At 38.9% G+C, this 21,120-nt stretch carries 19 protein-coding genes; 8 read left to right on the top strand and 11 right to left on the bottom strand.

Annotated features, from left to right (window positions below; genetic code table 11):
- The first annotated feature begins 146 nt into the window (after positions 1 to 146).
- On the top strand, positions 147 to 731 hold the full coding sequence (locus E4661_RS14310) for an NUDIX domain-containing protein (RefSeq protein WP_136468140.1): 585 nt from the start codon (positions 147 to 149) through the stop codon (positions 729 to 731).
- A gap of 21 nt (positions 732 to 752) precedes the next feature.
- Positions 753 to 1,271 (top strand): peptide-methionine (S)-S-oxide reductase, encoded by a 519-nt coding sequence (locus tag E4661_RS14305; RefSeq protein ID WP_136468139.1) that lies wholly within the window; start codon positions 753 to 755, stop codon positions 1,269 to 1,271.
- Here E4661_RS14305 and E4661_RS14300 read toward each other — a convergent pair.
- Positions 1,246 to 2,442: a D-alanyl-D-alanine carboxypeptidase gene (locus E4661_RS14300; RefSeq protein ID WP_240751489.1), complete on the bottom strand. Its 1,197-nt coding sequence runs from the start codon at positions 2,440 to 2,442 to the stop codon at positions 1,246 to 1,248. The genes E4661_RS14305 and E4661_RS14300 overlap by 26 nt on opposite strands.
- Before the next feature lie 208 nt (positions 2,443 to 2,650).
- Between E4661_RS14300 and E4661_RS14295 the strand changes: the two genes are divergently transcribed.
- Positions 2,651 to 2,848: a hypothetical protein gene (locus E4661_RS14295; protein WP_136468138.1), complete on the top strand. Its 198-nt coding sequence runs from the start codon at positions 2,651 to 2,653 to the stop codon at positions 2,846 to 2,848.
- Between the two features lie 34 nt (positions 2,849 to 2,882).
- Here the strand turns inward: E4661_RS14295 and E4661_RS14290 are convergent, their stop codons facing one another.
- Positions 2,883 to 3,824, bottom strand: coding sequence for a LysR substrate-binding domain-containing protein (locus E4661_RS14290; protein WP_136468137.1), 942 nt, complete (start codon positions 3,822 to 3,824; stop codon positions 2,883 to 2,885).
- 211 nt (positions 3,825 to 4,035) lie between these two features.
- On the opposite strand from E4661_RS14290, the gene E4661_RS14285 reads away from it, so the two are divergent.
- Positions 4,036 to 6,198, top strand: a complete 2,163-nt coding sequence (locus tag E4661_RS14285) for a TonB-dependent receptor (protein ID WP_136468136.1) — start codon at positions 4,036 to 4,038, stop codon at positions 6,196 to 6,198.
- A 16-nt stretch (positions 6,199 to 6,214) separates the two neighbouring features.
- Here the strand turns inward: E4661_RS14285 and E4661_RS14280 are convergent, their stop codons facing one another.
- On the bottom strand, positions 6,215 to 6,637 hold the full coding sequence (locus E4661_RS14280; protein ID WP_136468135.1) for a DoxX family protein: 423 nt from the start codon (positions 6,635 to 6,637) through the stop codon (positions 6,215 to 6,217).
- Positions 6,638 to 6,730: 93 nt separating this feature from the next.
- Complete coding sequence (locus tag E4661_RS14275) at positions 6,731 to 7,210, bottom strand: GNAT family N-acetyltransferase (RefSeq protein ID WP_136468134.1); 480 nt, start codon at positions 7,208 to 7,210, stop codon at positions 6,731 to 6,733.
- A 305-nt stretch (positions 7,211 to 7,515) separates the two neighbouring features.
- Between E4661_RS14275 and E4661_RS14270 the strand changes: the two genes are divergently transcribed.
- Positions 7,516 to 9,315 carry a PorP/SprF family type IX secretion system membrane protein gene (locus E4661_RS14270; protein ID WP_136468133.1) on the top strand — a complete coding sequence of 600 codons (1,800 nt, stop codon included), beginning with the start codon at positions 7,516 to 7,518 and terminating at the stop codon, positions 9,313 to 9,315.
- Here E4661_RS14270 and E4661_RS14265 read toward each other — a convergent pair whose 3' ends face one another.
- The 7 genes from E4661_RS14265 to E4661_RS14235 all read right to left on the bottom strand — a co-directional run bounded on the left by E4661_RS14265 (position 9,316) and on the right by E4661_RS14235 (position 17,598).
- On the bottom strand, positions 9,316 to 9,924 hold the full coding sequence (locus tag E4661_RS14265; RefSeq protein ID WP_136468132.1) for an FMN-binding negative transcriptional regulator: 609 nt from the start codon (positions 9,922 to 9,924) through the stop codon (positions 9,316 to 9,318).
- 122 nt (positions 9,925 to 10,046) lie between these two features.
- The gene (locus tag E4661_RS14260; protein ID WP_136468131.1) at positions 10,047 to 11,048 is read right to left on the bottom strand and encodes a DUF3500 domain-containing protein; all 1,002 of its coding nucleotides are present in this window, start codon (positions 11,046 to 11,048) and stop codon (positions 10,047 to 10,049) included.
- Positions 11,049 to 11,166: 118 nt separating this feature from the next.
- Positions 11,167 to 11,922: a hypothetical protein gene (locus E4661_RS14255; RefSeq protein ID WP_240751488.1), complete on the bottom strand. Its 756-nt coding sequence runs from the start codon at positions 11,920 to 11,922 to the stop codon at positions 11,167 to 11,169.
- A 57-nt stretch (positions 11,923 to 11,979) separates the two neighbouring features.
- Positions 11,980 to 12,747, bottom strand: a complete 768-nt coding sequence (locus E4661_RS14250) for a hypothetical protein (protein ID WP_136468130.1) — start codon at positions 12,745 to 12,747, stop codon at positions 11,980 to 11,982.
- A gap of 314 nt (positions 12,748 to 13,061) precedes the next feature.
- Positions 13,062 to 14,225 carry a serine hydrolase domain-containing protein gene (locus E4661_RS14245; RefSeq protein WP_136468129.1) on the bottom strand — a complete coding sequence of 388 codons (1,164 nt, stop codon included), beginning with the start codon at positions 14,223 to 14,225 and terminating at the stop codon, positions 13,062 to 13,064.
- A 121-nt stretch (positions 14,226 to 14,346) separates the two neighbouring features.
- Complete coding sequence (locus E4661_RS14240) at positions 14,347 to 15,192, bottom strand: DUF4249 domain-containing protein (protein ID WP_136468128.1); 846 nt, start codon at positions 15,190 to 15,192, stop codon at positions 14,347 to 14,349.
- Between the two features lie 6 nt (positions 15,193 to 15,198).
- Positions 15,199 to 17,598 (bottom strand): TonB-dependent receptor, encoded by a 2,400-nt coding sequence (locus E4661_RS14235; protein WP_136468127.1) that lies wholly within the window; start codon positions 17,596 to 17,598, stop codon positions 15,199 to 15,201.
- A 270-nt stretch (positions 17,599 to 17,868) separates the two neighbouring features.
- On the opposite strand from E4661_RS14235, the gene E4661_RS14230 reads away from it, so the two are divergent.
- From E4661_RS14230 to E4661_RS14220, 3 genes are all read left to right on the top strand, one after another.
- Complete coding sequence (locus E4661_RS14230; protein ID WP_136468126.1) at positions 17,869 to 19,008, top strand: glycoside hydrolase family protein; 1,140 nt, start codon at positions 17,869 to 17,871, stop codon at positions 19,006 to 19,008.
- Between the two features lie 162 nt (positions 19,009 to 19,170).
- Positions 19,171 to 19,794: a hypothetical protein gene (locus E4661_RS14225; protein WP_136468125.1), complete on the top strand. Its 624-nt coding sequence runs from the start codon at positions 19,171 to 19,173 to the stop codon at positions 19,792 to 19,794.
- Positions 19,795 to 19,796: 2 nt separating this feature from the next.
- Positions 19,797 to 21,119 carry a 2TM domain-containing protein gene (locus tag E4661_RS14220; protein ID WP_136468124.1) on the top strand — a complete coding sequence of 441 codons (1,323 nt, stop codon included), beginning with the start codon at positions 19,797 to 19,799 and terminating at the stop codon, positions 21,117 to 21,119.
- Position 21,120: the final 1 nt, after the last annotated feature.

The following is a 21,120-nucleotide window of genomic DNA, read 5'->3' as shown; positions in this document are numbered from 1 at the left end:
AACCCTAAACCCTAAACCCTAAACCCTAAACCCTAAACCCTAAACCCTAAACCCTAAACCCTAAACCCTAAACCCTAAACCCTAAACCCTAAACCCTAAACCCTAAACCCTAAACCCTAAACCCTAAACCCTAAACCCTTTAACCAATGAAATACGGCAACGTCAGAAACATTAGAAAAGAACTGCTATCAGATAATTGGTATTCACTGAACAAGGTAATCTTTGAGTATCAGCGCGAAGATGGTGAATGGGAAGAGCAAGCTCGCGAAGCGTATGACAGGGGCAATGGAGCTGTGATTCTTCTGTATAACAAATCCAAAAGAAGTGTTGTACTGACAAGACAGTTTCGGATGCCGACCTATTTAAATGGTAATGAAGATGGGATGATGATTGAAGCCTGTGCAGGAATACTGGAAAAAGGAAATGCCGAAGAAACCATTAAAATGGAAGTTGAAGAAGAAACTGGGTACAAGATCAATAAGGTTGAAAAAGTGTTTGAATCTTATATGTCTCCAGGTTCGGTTACCGAGATTCTGTATTTTTTTATTGGTTATTATGAAGAAGATATGAAGGTTGGTGAAGGTGGAGGTTCTGATGACGAGACCGAGAACATTGAGGTTATGGAAATGTCATTTGCCCAAGCACTAAAAATGATGGAAACAGGGGAGATAAGAGATGCCAAAACCATTATGTTGTTGCAATGGGCCCAAATCAATAAGTTATTCGATTGAGGTTTTAACGACCAATAAAAGATGAATACCTCAAAAATTGCACTCGGGGGTGGGTGTCATTGGTGTACTGAAGCCGTTTTTCAATCTCTTAGGGGAGTTTTGGCTGTTGACCAAGGATTTGTTTCACCAAAAGAAGATAACGACGCTTTTTCAGAAGCCGTTGTAGTCACCTATGACCAATCCTTGATTTCCATAAAAGATTTGATAGCGGTCCATTTACATACCCATCAAAGTACTTCCGAACATTCGTTCAGAAACAAGTACCGCTCTGCGGTTTATGTTTATTCAGAAGAAGATTTTAATCGGGCGACACAAATTTTGAGAGATTTGGAATCTGATTTTGAGCAAGGATTGATTACCAAGGTTCATTACTTTAATCAATTTAAACCATCCGAAGAGCAGTTTCACAATTACTATTATTCAAACCCACAAAAGCCCTTTTGCGAAACGTATATTTCACCAAAACTGAAAACAATACTGACAAAGTTTGGGAAATTGGCAAATCAAGAAAAAATCAATGAGTCTCGTGAAGCGATTTGAGAAGGTTGTAAATATATAATCGGATTTCACTGTTTGGTATTTTAAAATGATTGTTCATAAAGCTGAAAATCAATAATTTTCCGGACTTTGTTTTTAAGTAACCACTAAGATTGAAGTTATTGCCCAAAGTCCCGGTTTTGGCAAAAATAAAGGGTTCTACGGTTGGGTTATCCCATTTTGAAATGGTTCCTGTAGCATCCCAATTCGGAAATAGGGTGAACAAACGTTCCGAATCCACTTCTTGATATAGTTTTTGTAAGATTTGCACAAAAGATTTGGGAGTGAATAGATTGTATCTGGATAATCCTGACCCATCCACCCATCGTGGTTGCTGTTCCAAAAAGGAAAGTTCGTTTTCGAGCATATGGTCAATAGCTCTTTGAATGCCCAATGTATCCGAAAGTGTGGATGAAGCGGTCATCAGAATTTGTTCGGCAAGAAAGTTATCGCTGACATGCATCATTCTTTTATATATGGAATCGGATTTGATACCGTAAAGCACTTTCTTTTGAGCTAAGGGTAAACTTTCCAAAACAGCTATCTTTTTTTGCAGAACGGATTCCAACAGATTTCTTATCAATTCTTCCTTCACAATAAAAGGTACTTCAACTGTATCTTTTCGTTCCGGATTCATATAAAATTGATTTTTGAACTCATCCCTTCTTTTTCCTGAATACGTTACCTGAACACTATCAAGAAAGAATTTGGGAGACACCTCTAGACTATCATTATTAATAATTGTCGCCACATTGCCATAAAGGGGTAGCGGACTCCTTTCGGGTGAAAAATAAAAATGATAATCTTCCCAAGCCCATCCCGGACCAAACCTCTCGGTTTCGGAATTTTTCAGATATACAGAAACGCTTTTTTTTGGTTTTAGGAAATTTATAGCCGTACTATCCATCAAATACGGGTGTAACCATGATGGATCTCCAGTGGGAATGACATAAACGGAATCGTTCTTTTCAAGATACTTCATGGTTGGAAAATGCTTTGGTATCATTTTTAATCCAGTGAAGAGCGTAACTATTTTGGTATTGCTGGCAGGAGTAAAATATTTGTCCCCATTGGTGTTGTACAAAACTTTATTAGAAGCTGGATCCATGACCACTAATCCGTGAAAAGAGTTTTGAAGATTAGCCTCATTAAGTTGCTTATCAAATTTTGTCAAGCGGGAAGAAGAGCAGCTAAAAAGAAAGAAAAATCCTGCTAAACAAATGAATGACAAATACTTAATGTGTTGATTGTATGGGTGGTACATTTTACTGTTTATCGATTTTAACACGAAATTATTCAATTTTTAACCTGAATTTAGTCTTATTAAGGTCGTTTTTTTGTAATTTAGAGAACAACCTTTAATTCAAAACAATCATATTTCTATGCCCAGAGCAATGTTAGATTACACCAAAACTGTACTGTCAAAGGTTAGTTTTGATGCAAAACTCTTCGCTAAAGAATTGAAGAAAGCCGTTTCAAGGTTATTACCAAATGAAATCGAAGAACTCAAGATCTGGTTACAACAATTTATTTTAGACAAACCAGAATTACAACCCACCTTATTATTAATTAAAAAATAAAAAAGCCGCTTTAAGCGGCTTTTTCTTTATCCGGTTAGTTTTTTCCAAGAGGACTTATGATTTCAACATCCTGAAACGCAATCGCACCACGCACAACGCTCGAGATAACTTCCTTTAATGCTTCTGTAATCTGTATTTTTAACTCACTCTTATGGTAAATGAGACTAATTTCCCTTGCAGGAGAAGGGTTTTTAAATTCTTTTAAATGAGCTCTTTTCTTTTGGTCCAGATCCAAGGTATTTAGATAAGGCAGTAGCGTCATGCCCATGCCCTCATCTGATAAGCTGACCAAGGTTTCAAAGCTTCCACTTTCAATTTTAAAATGCTCTTGGTTCATGTTTCTTGGAGACTTGCAAAGATTGATTACCCCATCTCTAAAACAATGCCCATCTTGAAGCAACAGAATGTCACCGACTTCAAGGTCTTCGGTTTCCAATTCCTTTTTTGGAGAAAGTCGATGGTCATCTGGGACATAACCGACAAAGGGCTCATAATATAGTGGACGTTCTTTGATGAATTCAATTTCTAAAGGCGTTGCCGCTATTCCAGCATCTAAATGCCCATCCAGTATGTTTCGTATCAGTGCATCGGTTGGCTGCTCCTTGATAATCAAGTTGACCTTTGGATATTTTTTAATAAAGGTGCTTAAAAACATGGGCAATAAGGTTGGCATTACTGTTGGAATTATACCTATGGTATAGTCACCACCAATAAACCCCTTGTCTTGATCCACGATGTCCTTTATGCGTTCTGCCTCTGCTACAATATTCTTAGCTTGAGCCACAATTTTTTTTCCCACCTCCGTGATGGAAATGGGTTTTTTACTTCGGTCAAATATCAAAATGTCCAGTTCATCCTCTAGCTTTTGCACCTGCATGCTCAAAGTAGGTTGGGTAACAAAGCTTTTTTCAGCGGCCAGCGTGAAATTTTTGTACTCGGCCACAGCCAGAACATATTGCAATTGGGTAATGGTCATGTAGTATAGGTTTGAGAAATAAAAATATGAAAAACCATCGATTTCATCTATAGGGAAATGAAGAAATAGAGGTAAAAATTTATAGCTGGCAGAATCAACATCCAAATTGAACTGTTTGTCAATTCATCATTGAGAATTTACAATTCGGTATTTCTGATTGGTTATCCAAAAGGCAATAAAGCAATTTTGAGCCATCAAACAACGAACAGTCATGAAAAACAGGATTCTTTTACTCTTAGCGATAGTAAATACCGGAATACTTTTTTGCCAAACTACAGTATCAGGTATTGTTACCGATACCAAAAACAATCCAATTGTGGGAGCAAATGTATACTTGGAAGGAACTTATGATGGTGCCTTTACTACAGAAAATGGAAAATTCAGCTTTGAGACCACCGAAACTGGCACACAAACTTTAGTGGTTTCCATATTATCGTTTGACCCACATTACGAGATTGGGGATGTCAAGTACTTTGAAAACCTTCAAATACAACTGATAGAATCCATAAATGCCCTTACAGGAGTGACTCTTACAGCCGGTACTTTTGAGGCTGGGGACAATTCGAAGGTTTCGGTTCTAAAGCCTCTGGATATTGTAACAACTGCTGGTGCTGCCGGAGATTTTGTTGCCGCTCTCCAGACTTTACCAGGAACCACCACGGTAAATGAAGATGGACGCCTTTTTGTAAGAGGTGGGTCAGCAGAAGAGACACAAGTATTTATCGATGGACTTCGGGTCTTTCAGCCCTTCAACGCCACCGCCAACAATATGCCGACCAGAGGACGCTTCTCACCATTTCTGTTCAAGGGCATTACATTTAGCACAGGTGGATATTCCGCGGAATATGGCCAAGCTTTATCAAGTGTACTCCTTTTAAATACGACCGATGTTCCTGACCAGGAGAAAACAGATATATCTGTAATGTCGGTAGGTGGGGGCTTGGGACATACCAAGATTTGGGGAGATGAATCACTGAGCCTAAATACCTCCTATATCAATCTGTCACCTTATGAAGCATTGATTCCTTCAAACCAAGGAGTGAGCTGGAACAGTCCCTATGAATCCATTTCAGGAGAAGCTGTGTTCCGCAGTAAAGGAGAAAAAAGCATGTTCAAGCTTTACACGGGGTTCAATAATGCCGATTTGGATATTAATCAAGAGGACATCAATTTTGACGATTTTGTACGCTTCAGATTAAAGAACAATAACCTTTATTTTAATTCATCTTATAAATACTTCTTTGAAAACGACTGGAGCGTAACTACCGGAGCAGCCATTTCATGGGACACTAACGATATCGACTTACGGGAGGATACTATTGAAACAAAGGAAACGGCAACCCATTTAAAGGTAAAAGCAAAAAAGAATTTCAGTAATCGATTCAACCTAACACTCGGCTCGGAACTGTTCAATACAGATTACGAAGAAACTTTTTCAACCAATGATGGATTTACATTTGACAGTAACTACGACGACCAACTTTGGGCTGGTTTTACGGAGGCCGACATCTTTTTTAGCAATCAATTCGCTATAAAACTTGGAGTTAGGGGAGAACATAGCTCGCTTATTAAGGATTTCACGGTTTCTCCTAGAATTTCGGTAGCCTATAAGCCAGGTGACAAGGGACAGTTTTCTTTGGCGTATGGCGATTTCTATCAAAACCCTATAACCAATGTGGCAAAATATGGCGAACCCCTTGTATCTGAGAAAACCTCACATTACATTTTAAACTATCAATATGTTGGTGACGGAAAAACATTCAGAGCTGAAGGATATTACAAAGATTATGACAATTTAGTAAAGTACGATACTGAACTTCCCCAATTCAATTCCAATTTTACCAACCAAGGCAATGGGTATGCCGCAGGAGTGGATGTTTTTTGGAGAGATAATAAGAGCATTGATAACTTGGACTATTGGGTTTCTTACTCCTATCTGGATACTGAACGCGACTTTCGAAATTTCACTGGAAGAGCAACTCCAAACTTTGCTCCGAAGCACAACTTCTCTGTAGTGACCAAATATTGGATGGATAAACTTCGTTCGCAAGTTGGGGTTTCTTATTCTTATGGGTCTGGAAGGCCTTACAATAACCCCAACTCAGAAGCGTTCATGGCAGAGAAAACAAGAGCATTCAATAACCTAAGTGTAAATTGGGCCTATTTGATAGATCAGCAAAAAATTCTATACTTCTCGGTCAGCAACGTATTGGGTTTTAACAATATCAGTGATTATCAATACGCAAACACTCCGAATACGAACGGAGTTTACAATAGAAGGGCCATAACACCACCGGCCGATAGCTTCTTTTTTGTTGGGTTCTTTTGGACCATTAGCACCGATGGCAAAAGCAATCAACTGGACAACTTATGATTCGGAGATCTGAAAACTACTGCTGCATCTTTAAATAGTAATCCGCTGAATGTTTTCCAGAACCATAAATAAAGAAAAAGATACATACCAATAAAGTGATTGTTGCCAAAACGAGATTTGTTGTATTCATCTCTCCCATAAAATTGGTCAGCACAGCTCCAATCAATATGGGTAATTGCGCAGCGGCGGCCCAGCGTGTAAGCAACCCTACAACAATTAAAAAACCACCGACAAAATGAGCCGGGGCTATATAGTGCAAAAGAATCATCCCACCGGGCATTTCTTCAAAAGGCCTAACCATTACAGCCATTTGTTCATGGTTGGTCATAAATTCCACTCCCTTGTAAAAAAGAAATATTCCAAGGGCAACGCGTATCAAATCCAAAGGATAATAGGTATGGGCATTGGCCCATTTGTTTAAACTTTTTACTGTTCCCATGATGTTGGAATTTTAGAATGAATATTATAATATACTCATTTTTAACGAGATATGAAACTAAGATGGAACGGAGCGGATTAACGCGACAACGCCTTAGGAATTGGTCAGGTCTAATTCCATTTGAATGTTACTTCGCTCGTAAGGGGATGAAGCGCCAATAATTTCTCGAAACCCCAGTTTTTTATAAAGCCTTAGTGCAGGGCCCAAAACTCTATTGCTTTCCAAATATAATCTGGAGGCCTTGAGCGATTTGGCCTTGTCAATAATATGTTGCCCCAAGAGCTTGCCTATACCTTTGCCTTGAGCTTCCGGGGAAACACCCATTTTAGCCAATTCAAAATCAAACCCTTTACGATTACTTTTAATAAGAGCACAAACTCCTACAGGCTCATTATTAAGAAATGCAATGGCAATGTACCCACCTTTATCTAAGATGTATTCTTTCGGATTGTTTAGGGAGATACGATCCATCTCTTCAATCTTGAAATATTTGATGATCCATTCTTCGTTTAAAGTTCTGAAAACTTCAAAATGTTCCTCTGTACACGCTTCAATTTTGATTTGATCGCCCATAGAATAAAGAATGTCTAAAGAGGGATAAAAATACCATGAAATAAAAAAATATACATTAAAAATTAAAAGATAAGATGCTGATTTATAAGAAAAAACGATTATTAACGTTGTACTATGGTGCTTGTTGGCAAATAACCATGCAATTCAACGATTAAATTGGTTTTTTGTCGACAAAACACTTAATATTACATATATTATAGTAATAAAACTCTTACAAGTATCCCAAATCTTGCTAATGAGACCAAACAAAAACCACATACCTATTATCCCAAAAGGGGTGTTCAACCTACTAAGAATTTTTGGCTATGGCAATACAACTACCCATTCTTTGCAAAAATATCGGCTTAGGTCGTAATGTTCGGCTTCTCCTATTGATTTTACCTTGTTTTTTTGTCATTGAATCAAAAGCTCAAGAAGGTAATCCCTATGTAAGCTACGATGTTCCATTTCAAAACCTATTGAAGTTCAATCGATTTTTGATTAATCCGACTTTTTCTGCGGTACGGGAGGACAAATCATATGTTAACCTGTTTCATAGAAGTCAAAGCGCGGATTTTAATGATAACAACCAAAACTACTTTCTGAGCTATAGTGGCCGTATCAATGATCGGGTCGGATTGGGTGTGAGCCTGTACAACCAACAAGAAGGAGTAATCTCCAATTTAGGGGTTATGGCCAACTATTCGCACGGAATCCAGTTAGGACAAAAGAGTAGTCTGAGTTTTGGAGTGAACATTCCCTATTATGTGAGTAGTTTTGACCCAGATAGGGCGGTGACCTTGGAAGATGACCCAATATTGAATGATGCCACCCAAAATTCCATTATTTCTTTTCAGCCTGGAATGAATCTTTCCTTGGGGAAATTCGATGTCGGGGTGTTTGCTCAAAATTTGGTGGACTATAATATAAGGTCAGGTAAATCCTTGACCGATTTCGCAGAGAAAACTTTTTCTGGACATATCCAGTATGCACATGAATTTGAAAACGGAGCAGGTATTTTTGAAGATGGGAGACTTTTGCCTTTGGCTAGGGCTCGGTTTGAAGGAGATTCAGAACCCATTTTTGGTGGTGGATTAATTCTTGATTTACCTAAAGTTGGATGGATTCAAGGGGGTTATGACCAATTTTATGGTGCATCCGCTGGTACAGGATTTAATTTAAACCGACGATTATCCTTCGGATATAATTTTGAGAAAAACATCAATAATAGTTTTACCAATCTGGGAGTGACCCACGAGGTTTCCATAGCATTTTCCTTTGTCCCCAATCTTTCAAGAAATGTTTTGGCATCCAATGAGGAGGGTTCCACAAGAAAACCAATTGAAGGAACATTTGTCGCAGATATCAAAAAAGAAAAGAAAAAGTCAAAGAAAAGTAAGTTGGAGGCTGAAACGACCCTCAGACCAACGAACAAAGAAGACTTGGCCTTCTGGGAAGAACAGGTCAGGCAGTTGAAGGAGCAGCAAGCTGACAACTATGCTGTAATAAATGAACTGGTCTTTAAAATGGATTCTTTGGAGAAAAATAGGCAGCAAGACCTAGAGAAACGTTTTGAAATGGTCATGCGAATGGTCGAAAGGCGAACGGGCAATAAACATCCCGATGTAGAATCGAAGGCAAAACAAATCTATTTAGCCAAAAACACCTCGGATTTGGATTCTATTTATAAGACTATGGAGCAGACGCTGGTCGCTTCAAATACTGAGACCAAATCGAAAACCATCAAAACAGCTAAATCCGTAGCAAAGTCGTCCAATAAAAAGGGTACGTTTACAGGAGGTGCTTTCAAACCCGTCGAGAAATTCATAAATCTTGATGGTATTGGTAAGGGTCATTATATAGTGGCCAATGTATTCAAGAATGAACTTTACCTTAAGAACTTCATTAAAGAGCTAAAGAGCAAAGGTCTTGATGCTAAATATTTCAAGAACCCAGATAATGGCCTTAACTATGTGTATCTCGCAAAATATCAGGAAAATGAGGATGCCTATGCAGCTTATCGATCACAAATGAAAGGGGCATATAAAGAAGATCTTTGGATTATGCATGTGGACAATCCACGATACTCAGGATGGGCCGATACCAAATTTCTTGATAACGAATAACTACTTTTGAATACCAATCTTTTGAGCAATTGCTTTACTTCCGTAATCTTCTCTTTCTGAGAGTTCGGACACAATTTTTGGGTGGTCTTGTGGTCGAGTTTGTGAAAGCTTATAGGCAGCCTGAATATCTTTGATCTCAATTTGAAATCCTACCACGCCCTTGACCTGCTTAAGCGTTTTTGGTGACATATCGTGTAGTGATATCGGATTTTTGGAACTTGCTTCGTACTTGTCCACAAGTCTGTGAAGGGATTCCATGGTTTCTTCCTCATTCAAGACCTTTAACTTCCCGTATACATGCACAGCTATATAATCCCAGGTGGGCACTTCCTCTTCGTTGTACCAGGAAGAAGACACATAAGCATGGGGACCATTGAAAATGCACAAAACATCCTTGGATGCTTCAAAAGCCTTCCATTGCGGATTGGCTTTAGAAATATGTCCCTCTAAAACATCATTTCCTTGGTAATCTTTGTTCAATTCCAGCGGAATATGTGTGGCCCAAGGTTTACCATCGACCTGATTGACCAAAATACCGAAGCCATTTTCTTTAAGAAATGTTTTGATCTCGTCAATATTCTCATTTTTATAGTAGTGCGGAATATACAAGGCTTGAAAATTCAGTTAGTATTTTTCTGGGATGTTCTAAACACCATTAAATGAATCAAAAATTCGGTTCGAAAGTTACAAAAACCGATAGTCAATTTTATAATAGTGGCTCGTTATTTCGCCTAATGATGATTAGAATTTTGATAGTGCTCATGGATGAGGTTCCTGCCAAAATCCCCATCAAAATCTCTCCAGACCAAATGAATGTGATTGGCATTGTTTTGAACATTATCAAACTCAATCAAGAAGCTTTTGCCTTGAACTCGATAGTAATGTGGTTTGCCCAAGACCGTATCACCAGCCCATCCAAAATAGATGTTTGAAGATTGCTCTTGCTTAAGGTTTGAGAGGCGTTTTTTAGCCAAATTAGTGGGCATGGCTGAAATATATTCATAAATCAGTTTCCAAAGTAGCTCTTGTTGCTTTGGATTTAGAGCATCCATAGAGATGCCAACAGTTTCAAATGGTTTTACTGTTGACTCTACAAATGTCAAAATCTCGTTGAAGGCAGTTTTACTGAAGATCGCTACGCTTTTTTGATTGGAATCCAATGAATTTATAAGTTCTAGGGCCAAATCTTCCTCATTTGCCAATGTAGTACGGTGACCTTTTCGTTTTCCTTGTTTAACAATAGCGGGAGATGCACCCATGAACCTAGGCGCAAATGAGACATGATCACCTACAACAGTGAAATTCAGTGAGAGATGATGTCCTTCAAAGGACCAGCCCCAGATATGGTCTTTATTAGGGTCGCCATAAACGGAAATATAATATTTGCTTGAATCTCTCATGTTTGCATTTCCCTCGAGCTCTAGCAATACATCTTCCAGTTCAATGATTTTCATAGCCTTCTGATAACCTGATTGGCTGAGGTGGCTTTTAAGCATGGCGTGGAAAAAATCTTTTTGGGAAGAAGTCAGTTCACCTAAGGAAACACCCTTTTTTTCCAACATAGACGCAGGAAAAAAGTGCCAAGATTCTCTGGAATCATCGGTAAAACCCATCGCTGCTTTTTTCCTTTGCTCTGCGTTCAAAGAATTCAAAAAGTTGGTCGTTGGACTTTGGGCAATGCCCATGACACTGACCAAACCGAAAAACAAAACCAGTCGTATTGTTATATTCATCACCTCACTTTTAGTAAAGATAAAGTAAATAAGGTGCACAATTCCAGCATGTTTTGTGAAGTGTTGTTTATTGGAAAAGCAGGAGCATGGAGCTCCTGCTTTATATGAAAGATAATGCTTATTGCCTTGCTTGGACTTGTCCGCTGGAACCGCTTAAATCGGGACGGAACATCCAAAGTTCTTGTTGACTTCCGCTTGTGGCACTTTCGAAATCACTCAAGAAGCCCATAAAAGTACCCGGTCCGTGAACTTCTTCGTACCATTGTGGGAATTTGTCTTCCCTTCCCATCCAAGCAGATTTATCAAAAAAGTCTACCCACACCATATCCTGACCATCCATATTGGTGAGTTCATTAAAATATACTCCCCACTGATGGTCGCCATCCTTGGTTTTAAAAACTTTATAGACTTTGTCCAAGACATCCATAAATTGTTGTTGCTTGAACCGTTTCATATCCAGCATATAAATGGAAAGATTCTTCAATTCAAAATCTTTGTTGAAATTGGAATGTTTTGGGTCATTTTTCCAAAAAGTGGTTTCCATTTCACCTTTTGCATAAGGAGCTACGTTGGTATTCCAGTCAGCTGAATGCTCCGAATCAGGATTGTTCGCTTCATCCATGGTCGCCCAAGTTGTAGGGCCCATGCTCCAAATGTACTTTCCTGAATTTTTTCCACTAGCTATCCAAAATACACTCACTGAGGTAGGACCTTCGGCATGGTATTTCTTGTTATGGGCGGCCAAGCCGGTCTCAAACTCTGAAATCTTGGCTGGATGAGCGGTTAACATCACATTCATAAACATTGGTACCTGTTGATTTTCCTGTGCGAATAACACGCTGGGAACCAACAACATTAAAAATAGTTTTTTCATTTTAGTTGTTTTAAGAGTTAGTAAAGACTCCCCTTACCTTTCGGTCAGGGCTGTAGCTTACTCCATAGGAGTATATGCAAGATCAGGCCGCATTTTTCCACTTACTTCTTCCATTTTGGTCACATATTTCATTACACTCCCAAATACTTCTTTTGCTTTTGGACCAAGAAGTTTATCATTTGCTTCGCCCTGAGTTTCATACGCAATGGCATCTTTGGAAGCAACAGCGACCATGAAATAGTTTCCCATATTGCCAAAACCACTTCGGTATATTCTATAATGTGATTTTGAGCCTTTTTCCTCATACATTTTTTTGACATTCTTGATTGCTTCGGTCAAAGGGCCTACATCGCCAGGTGTTGTATATAAAAAGAAGAAGCGACGGTAATTTTGCCCCTCGGGCGTTTGGGTTATGCCACCGGGCATGTACGATAGGTCGTGATCCAGGACCAACACATAATCTCCATGGGAGGTATAACATTTGTCCATATCCGCGAACATTTTGTCAAAAGCATCGGCTCCCATTTTTTCGCGTAGTGGTTTAAACCCTTCGTAACTAATGTCGGCCATGGAGTTGATAGGAGATACATAGAGGTACCTAAAATCGTCAGTCTGGGATGTTATCCACCCTAGAGTTTTAATGTCAAACTTCTTGCAGTTATCCACGAGTTGTTTGGCTGCTTGTTCATATTCCATGAGCATAGCAGGTTTTACCTGGTCTTCGTGTACCCAAAAGGACTGTGTAGTTTTTTCCTGGGCCAAGGTCGAACAGGTAACGATCAATGTAATAAAAGCTGAGAACAGCTTACTTGCAGTTGTTTTCATAGAGTGCAGAATTAAAGGTTGATATAATTTGAATTAGCTTTCGAATTTGGTAATCGGCGTCTTGCTCAATTCCGAACAGCATGAATCAACCTACAAGAGTGCAAGTAAGGATCAATTATGTGGGGAACAAACTAGGAGGGTAGGGGCAAGAAAAATGAAGACATCCTAGTATCCTAATATAATAAAAAACTGGTAATGAGTAACTTAAATATATAATTAATTTGATGTTTAAGATCAAAAAAGAACGTTTTGATTCTCTTTTCCCACAAAACTTATAGTGATATACGCCACTAAAGCGAAGTCAGATGGTTGATTTATTTTGACAAGGAAGGATATATGAAATCCATAATTAAAGCGTCTGAATCCTTTTTTAGTGTCCAGTTGTTATAATTGCCCGCCGTAACAACAATAATCAAGTTGTTTTTCTCATCAATATAAATTCGTTGACCTCCATTACCAACTGCAGCTGGAATCAAATGATTTTGACTTGGGTTAATCGTGTTGGCCTTAAAAATCCAAAATTGATATCCGTAACCGACATTATTGTTTCTGCCGAACCAAACGCGCGGTTCCTTGGATTTTTTAATCCATTCAAAAGGTAATAGCTGTTGGTCTTTCCAAACTCCATCATTTGAATACAGCATTCCAAACTTTAACAGGTCTCTTGATTTTAATCGTAGACCAGATGCTGCTGCCGGCAAATCCAAATCAGGAAAATAGGTCCATGTAGAATTCTCAATTCCAAGTGGCGTAAATAAATATTCTTTTGCAAACTCGTGAATGGTCTTGCCACTTGTTTTCTCAATTATAGATGCCAGCAATTGTGTGGTTCCGCCATTGTATTCCCAAACAGTACCAGGAACGGTGTCCATGGGTCTGCTCAGTATAAACTCAATGGGGTCTTTACTGGCAGTCATTTGAATTTCACTGTTTCTTGGGTCAGAATAAGGAACGCTCTCATTCCATTCCATTCCAGAAGTCATAGTCAAAAGATCTTCCACGGTAATTTGGGACCGGAGATCAGTATCATACTGTTTGTATTCTGGATAAAAATCAAAAATACTTTGAGATAGACTATCTATTTTTCCTTGTTTTAAGGCAATTCCAATACAAGCTGCCACTATACTTTTTGAGACACTTCGTATGTCGCGAATACTATCTTTATGATGGTTGACGATTCCTAAGTCATCTCCCCATAATTCATCTCTACCTTTAAAGTACTTTTCATAAACCAACTCCCCATTTTTCATTATAAGGACGCTGTGAATGTTGGGATAAACCCCTTTACGGATAGAATCCTCCATTTTAACAATGTAAAGGGAATCTATTCCGTTTTTGGCAAAACCTCCCATTAGGAACTCCACGTCGTGCTCATCGAGTACTTTTTTATTTGTTGTTTTGGGATTATTGCATCCAGAAAGAAAAAGTCCAATTATAAAAAGAAAAGAGTATGCAGTTGTTCTGGCTGGTCGTATCATATACTTTGAATTGTAAACTATTCAAAAGATGAAAGGTGTCCTAGGATGTTACACTTTGCAAAAACAAAAAAATCCCAAAGCCGAAGATTCGAACTTTGGGATTGTCAACCTAAAACAAAAACTACTCAAACGTGAAGCTGCTTTCTACTTTTTCGGAAACCCGGAAATAACCATAAGGAATGTTTTCCGGATTGTCCACATTTATACAATTGCCTACCAAGGCAACTGGGGTTGCACTAAAGGCGTCACCAGCGCTTTCGAATTGTTCTACGAGAAGACGCAAATAATTATGATAATCCTCTGAAATTCCCAACAACACAATGTCAACGGTATCACCAGGTTTGAATTCTTCAATGTTATCATCCTCGTCCTCAATTTTTTCATAGTAGAAGGTTACCTCGTTGCCATCCACAAATTCGTCCTTTATATAAAAGAGCTCTGGCAATCGGTCAACCCTACTTTGAAATCTCAAGAAGTAGTGATTTTCGATATCTGCAGGGTCCAAAAAAGAAACATTGACCTCAAGAGCTTCATCATCTTCCCCGTCTTCTTTAGATTGTGTAATTGCTGAAATATCACTTACGGGCATCATGGTTTCTGTGCCGGTGTACGTTTCACCCTGGTATAAAACTTCCAAAGTGTATGAATCCCCCAAGATGGGAACGAAAGAAGATGTAGTATAGCTTCCATCGTTTTGGTCATCAAAATTAAAAACGGCACCGGTATCGTTGTTCCTTACCAAAACATTGGCGCCTGTCACTGCGGAATTGTTTTGACTTTCAAAGTAGGGGGTAGAGGTACTCAACAATATGGTCTGTTGGTTGCCAGAGGTTCCCTTTTCCCAGTCCAATGATGCTTCAATAGTTAGTCTGATTGGCCCTTCGGGAACATCAACTTCGATAACATCTGTGCACGATACAATGCCAAGAAGTAAAGTGCTGAATAGGATTTTATAATATAGTTTCATCGTTTTTTAGAATTTAAAGTTATAGGTTACTGAAGGGACTATGCCGAAGATTGCCGTACGGGTTGCCTCATTCACTCCGGTTTCAAAATTCTGTCCAAATGAAATGGCTGCAGCATTTTTCCGATTGAATACATTGTAAATTCCAAACACCCATTCTCCCTTCCACTTTTTATGTGGTTTTCTGTTGGGTTTGTACGTTGCCGAAACATCCAATCTGTAATAAGCAGGTAACCTGTCTGCATTACGGTCAGAATATGACGCAATGGATATTCCTTCATATTGGTATTGCCCATTGGGATAAGTTACAGGCCTTCCCGTTTGGAAAATGGCGTTGGCGCCAAAGCTCCACTTATCATTAAATTGATATGCACCGGTAACTGAAATATCATGGGTTCTATCGTGAGGTGTATTGTACCAGTTCCCATTGTTGATTCCAGGACCACCAGCGTTGCCGCCAAATGTCCGTTGTTCTGATTTTGAGAGGGTATAAGAAATCCACCCTGTTAAAGGACCTTCATTCTTACGGAGCAATAGTTCCAGACCATACGCTCTAGATTCTCCATTAAGGATTTCTCTTTCTATGGTATTGTTTCCAATGAGGTCAGAACCATCAATGTAATCGATACGATTGTCTACAGTTTTATAATAGGTTTCAACTTCCAAAGAATACATTTTGTCTCTAAAATTTCTAAAATATCCTAAGGCGTACTGATCTGACAATTGTGGTTTGATGTATTTTCCGCTGGGAGTCCAAACATCAAGAGGGGTCACTGAGGAGGTGTTGGACAATAAGTGAATATATTGAGCTGCTCTTGAGTAGCCTAATTTTATGGAAGAGTAATCATTGAGTTGATATGCTAATGCGAGACGCGGTTCAAAATTACTGAACTTTTTGATGCTCTCACTTTTCTTGTAAACAATCTCGCCAATGGGGTCAGTTCTTTGGTAAAAACGCAGTGTAGGATTATAGACTAAAGGTTGGTCATTGGCATATTCAGATAGGGGTTGACCGCCCATTCGGTTAAAATGACTGAACCTAAGACCGTACTGTGCCGTTAATCTATCTGTTAGTTTGTGTTCTGCATTGATATATGCTGCGCTTTCCAGAGCTCTTTTTTTATCCAGTTGCAGCTCATTGATTGCAGAGGAAGGGCCAGTTGGTCTAATTTGACCAGGGTCGAATTCATACTTGATTGTGCTGACTCCAAAATCGAGTTTAAAGGCATCACTGAAGTAATATTTCAAATCGTATTTGGCGTTGTAATTTTTGATGGAAGAAATCCAGTCAAACTCAAAATCCTCAATCCCCAATTCATAATCGTACTTACTGTAAATAAGAGATAGGTTGGAAAATAGTCTTTCGTTGAAGATGTGGTTCCACCTTAAATTTCCGGAAGCATTTCCGTAACTGCTGCTGAATGAGCCATCAAAATTAAAGACATCCCTTCCAAAGTAACTTGAAAGAAATAGTTTGTTATTGTCATTAAGACGATAGTTAGTCTTCAGGTTGAGGTCATAGAAACTCACGCTATTCTTTTCTCCTGCCAACTTTAAGAATAGATGGGCATAGGAACCTCGCCCCGCAATTAAGAAAGAGCCTCTGTCGTTGAACATGGGACCTTCTGCTGCCAATCTACTTGAAATAGCTCCTATTCCCCCGGTCAAGGCAAAATTTTTGCTGTTCCCGTCTTTTTGCCTAACATCAAGTACGGAAGACACACGGCCACCAAACTTTGCGGGAATACCTCCTTTATAAAGTTTCAGGTCTTTTACGGCATCGGCATTGAAAACCGAGAAAAAACCAAGCATATGGGAAGTATTGTAAATAATGGCTTCATCCAACAAAACCAGGTTCTGGTCCACGGCACCGCCCCGAACGTGAAACCCACTGGAACCTTCACCATTGTTGGTTACCCCTGGCAAGATTTGAAGGGATTTGATAACATCCACTTCTCCCAAAACCACTGGCATCTGTTTTACGGTTTTAATATTGAGCTTGGAAACGCTCATTTCAGGTTTTCTTAAAATAGCTCTTTCGGGCTCTTCGGCGGTTACCTCTACTTCATCAAGCTGAGTGGAGGACTCTTCTATTTCCATATCGATTTTTTGGTTTTGATCTAACACCACCTGCATCGATATTTCTTGATACCCCAAATGCGAAAAAACCAGGGTATATGATCCTTTTGGGGCAGTTATGGAATAGAAACCATACTCATTGGTAATAGCTCCAATAGTAGTACCCTTTAAAAAGATTGATGTCCCGAAAAGCGTCTCCCCATTAATTTTGTCCTTGACGTTTCCGCTAATGGTGTAATTGTTTTGAGCACTTGCGGTCAATGTGCCCAAAAAAAGACATAATCCAAATAGTAAACGCATAGGTCTATGCCTATCCTTTTTTCTCTTCATCTGTTTTTTGATTTTGAAATTAGATTGAATCGTTTTTTGATGTTTCCACCTAATGACAGTTCAAAAGCAAAATGGTTGCACCCACGAGAAAAAATATTTTAAAGAATTGTATTCTTCTTTTTTAAAGAAGCTATTTTTTGTGAATAAGGATGAGTGTTTACGTCGAAGAATCGGTGTTCGTATTGGGAGAGGCGTTATTTAGCTAAGAATATAAGTCAACCCAAAAAGTTTGTATAAATTCATATCCGATTAGAATAAAAGATGATAAAAATGAACAAATTTTTACTTGTAGCGTCCGTATTGACACTATTGGTCTCGTGCAAATCAAAAAAATCTGAAACCGATTTAGCTTCCCAAAAGGAGTATAAGATTCCGGTTTATGCATGGACAGGCGGACCCGGGGAAGCTACCGATGAAGAGTTGAAGGCCCAGTTTAAAGATCTTAAACAAAAAGGAATCGATGGGTTAATGTACAATGGAGGACATGACCCTGAAACTTACAAAAGGGTAGGTAAACTGGTAAAAGATGCTGGAATGAAATTCCATGCTTGGATTCCGACAATGGTCCAAGGGAAAAATCCAAAAATTAAAAAAGAATGGTATGCCGTTAATCGCAATGGTGAATCAGCGTTTGATAAACCCGCTTATGTGCCATATTACACGTTTCTTAGTCCTTGTCATGAGGGAGTGCACGACTTTTTGGCTGATTTATACAGAAGTGTGGCTGAAGTAGAAGAAGTTGATGGTATTCATTTGGATTATATCCGCTTTCCTGATGTAATTCTGGCACGTGGTCTATGGGACAAATATGGATTGGTGATGGATAGGGAGTTCCCAGAATATGATTATTGCTATTCTGAGAAATGTACCGAAGACTTCAAGGCAAAAACTGGAATTGATATCAAAACAGTGGAAGATCCTTCACAAGTACAGGAATGGAAGCAGTATAGATATGATTTAATCACCAATTTGGTGGCACATTTGGCAGATGTGGTACATGCTAAGGGCAAAAAGATAAATGCAGCTGTTTTTCCAGGTCCATCAATGGCCAAAAAAATGGTGAGACAAGAATGGGATAAATGGAATTTGGATGCGGTATATCCAATGAATTACAACGACTTCTATTTGGAAAAACCATCTTGGGTAGGAGAGATTGTCAAAGAAGAAGTTGAAACAGCTAGAGCTGATGTACCTGTTTATAGTGGACTGTTCATCTGTCCCAAACCTGAAAAGAAGGGCGATGAAAAAGATCCGGAAAACCATGGTTTATTACCTGGGGAGATTGCGGAAGCCATCGCGGGCTCCATGGAAAATGGAGCAGCCGGAATCTGTCTTTTCACACCCGATAGAATGACCGATGCCCATTGGAAAGCTTTTGATGAGGCGATACACAAAGATTATAGTAAATAATTGATTCTTATTTATAGAAAGGCCCTGTAATCAGCTGATTACAGGGCCTTTTTCGTGCTTATACAATTCGTCCCGTTAAAATTACAGTTCAGTAATTGTTTCTTTCCTTTTTGATGAGCTAAGAGCATTTTTGTGCAGCTAATAATCTAAAAACGAATAAATATGCAAACCTTGGCCAAATTATTAATCCTATTATTTATCGGGACTCTAAGTGCCCAAGACCAGTACACCAACGGAATGAAAAAGGCCTTTCAACTCTGGAATGACCAAAAACCTGTGGAAGCGGCAAACCTTTTTGAACGAATTGCCATGGCAGAACAGGACAATTGGTTGCCTTATTATTATGTGGCCCAAATCAATACGATTTCTTCATTTGGAGAAAAAGACTTGGAAAAACTGTCCAAACAATTGGGAAAAGCAAAGGAGTTTATCGATTTGGCAAAAGCTATTTCTCCCAACAATCCCGAAATTCTTGTGCAAGAAGCGATGATCAATACTGCGTGGATTGCATTTGATGGAGCCACTTATGGAATGACTTTATCAGGAAAAAATGCACAGTTATATGAAAAAGCTTTGCAAATAGCCCCTGAAAATCCAAGGGTTGTTTTCTCGAAAGCGGAATGGGATATGGGTTCGGCCCGTTACTTCGGAAAAGATACTACCCCTTATTGCAAGGATGTGGAAAGGGCCTTGGAACTTTTTGCTAATTTTAACAGCGAAACCCCATTCTATCCTTCTTGGGGAAAAGATAGGGCAGAACAAGTACTAGAGCAATGTAAGTCGTAAGTATGCAGAACTTTATAAAGGTTGTCAAAGTTTCTTTACTGATAGCCATATTTGTCGCCATCCTTAGCATTTTTGTTTTTGGGGATGGCGATTATTCATTTGAAAGTATAAAACGTGATATTATTATCAGTCTTATTTTTTCGTTTGGATTGACGGCTGTCAATTCCTATTATTATGATGGCATGAACATCCGCTATTCTTGGGAAAAAAATCCTCGGAAAAGATTGTGGTTTGGTGCTGTAGGTGCACTTATTCTTACTGTCATCACCTTCGGATTGTTAAGGTATTTGATTCATTTCTATTACACAGGTAACTCATTCTTGGAGTTTTTAAGAAGAGAAAAACCGGATTCCTATATTATAGCCATTACAATTACTATAATAGCCTCACTTTTCACACATGCCTTTTATTTTTATAGGGCACTTCAAAAGAAGGAGGTAAAGAAGCAGAAAATTATTGCGGGGACGGCCTCAGCTCGTTTCGATGCTTTGAAAAATCAGTTAGACCCCCATTTTTTGTTCAACAGCCTTAATGTATTGACGAGTTTGATAGAGGAGGATACGGACCAGGCACAGAAATTCACTACATCACTTTCCAAAGTATATCGGTATGTGCTTGAACAGAAAAACAAAGACTTGGTCACGGTTGATGAAGAGCTCAATTTTGCACGCACCTATGTGAGGCTTTTGAAAATGAGGTTTGAAGACAGTATCGTATTTGAAATCCCTGAAAAAAGCGGTGACCCAAATGCTAAAATAGTGCCCTTGTCATTGCAATTACTTTTGGAGAACGCTGTAAAGCACAATGTGGTCACTGCTTCCAAACCCCTTCATATAAAAGTAATGGAAGAAGATAGAATGTTGGTGGTACACAATAATCTTCAAGAGAAGCAAGTGGTTAAAAAGAGTAGTGGGGTAGGACTTCAAAATATCAAACAACGATATGGCATTCTTACTGATAGGGAGGTTGTCATATCCAAGACCAATTCCGAGTTCAGTGTAGGATTGCCCATGCTTACCGAGCAGATTTCAGTCATGGAAACCCAACAAAGCTATATTGAAGAAAAACGCTATTTAAAAGCCAAAGAAAAAGTGAAAGGCATTAAGGATTTTTATTCTAACCTTACCGCTTATTGCATTGTGATTCCCTTTTTATGGTGGTTAAATTTTAGGACTACGGATTTTCTATGGGCATTTTTCCCCACATTAGGATGGGGATTTGGAGTTATTGCCCACGGGATGGAAGCTTATGGCTATAACCCGCTTTGGGGTAAACGTTGGGAAGAACGAAAAATTCAGGAACTGATGGATAAAGATGATTTTTAAT

Origin of the sequence: Flagellimonas onchidii (genome assembly GCF_004804315.1) — a bacterium.
In the GTDB taxonomy this organism is placed as follows: Bacteria; Bacteroidota; Bacteroidia; order Flavobacteriales; family Flavobacteriaceae; genus Flagellimonas; species Flagellimonas onchidii.
The sequence above is the reverse complement of the archived record's forward strand: the minus strand, read 5'-3'. Positions and strand labels throughout refer to the sequence as shown.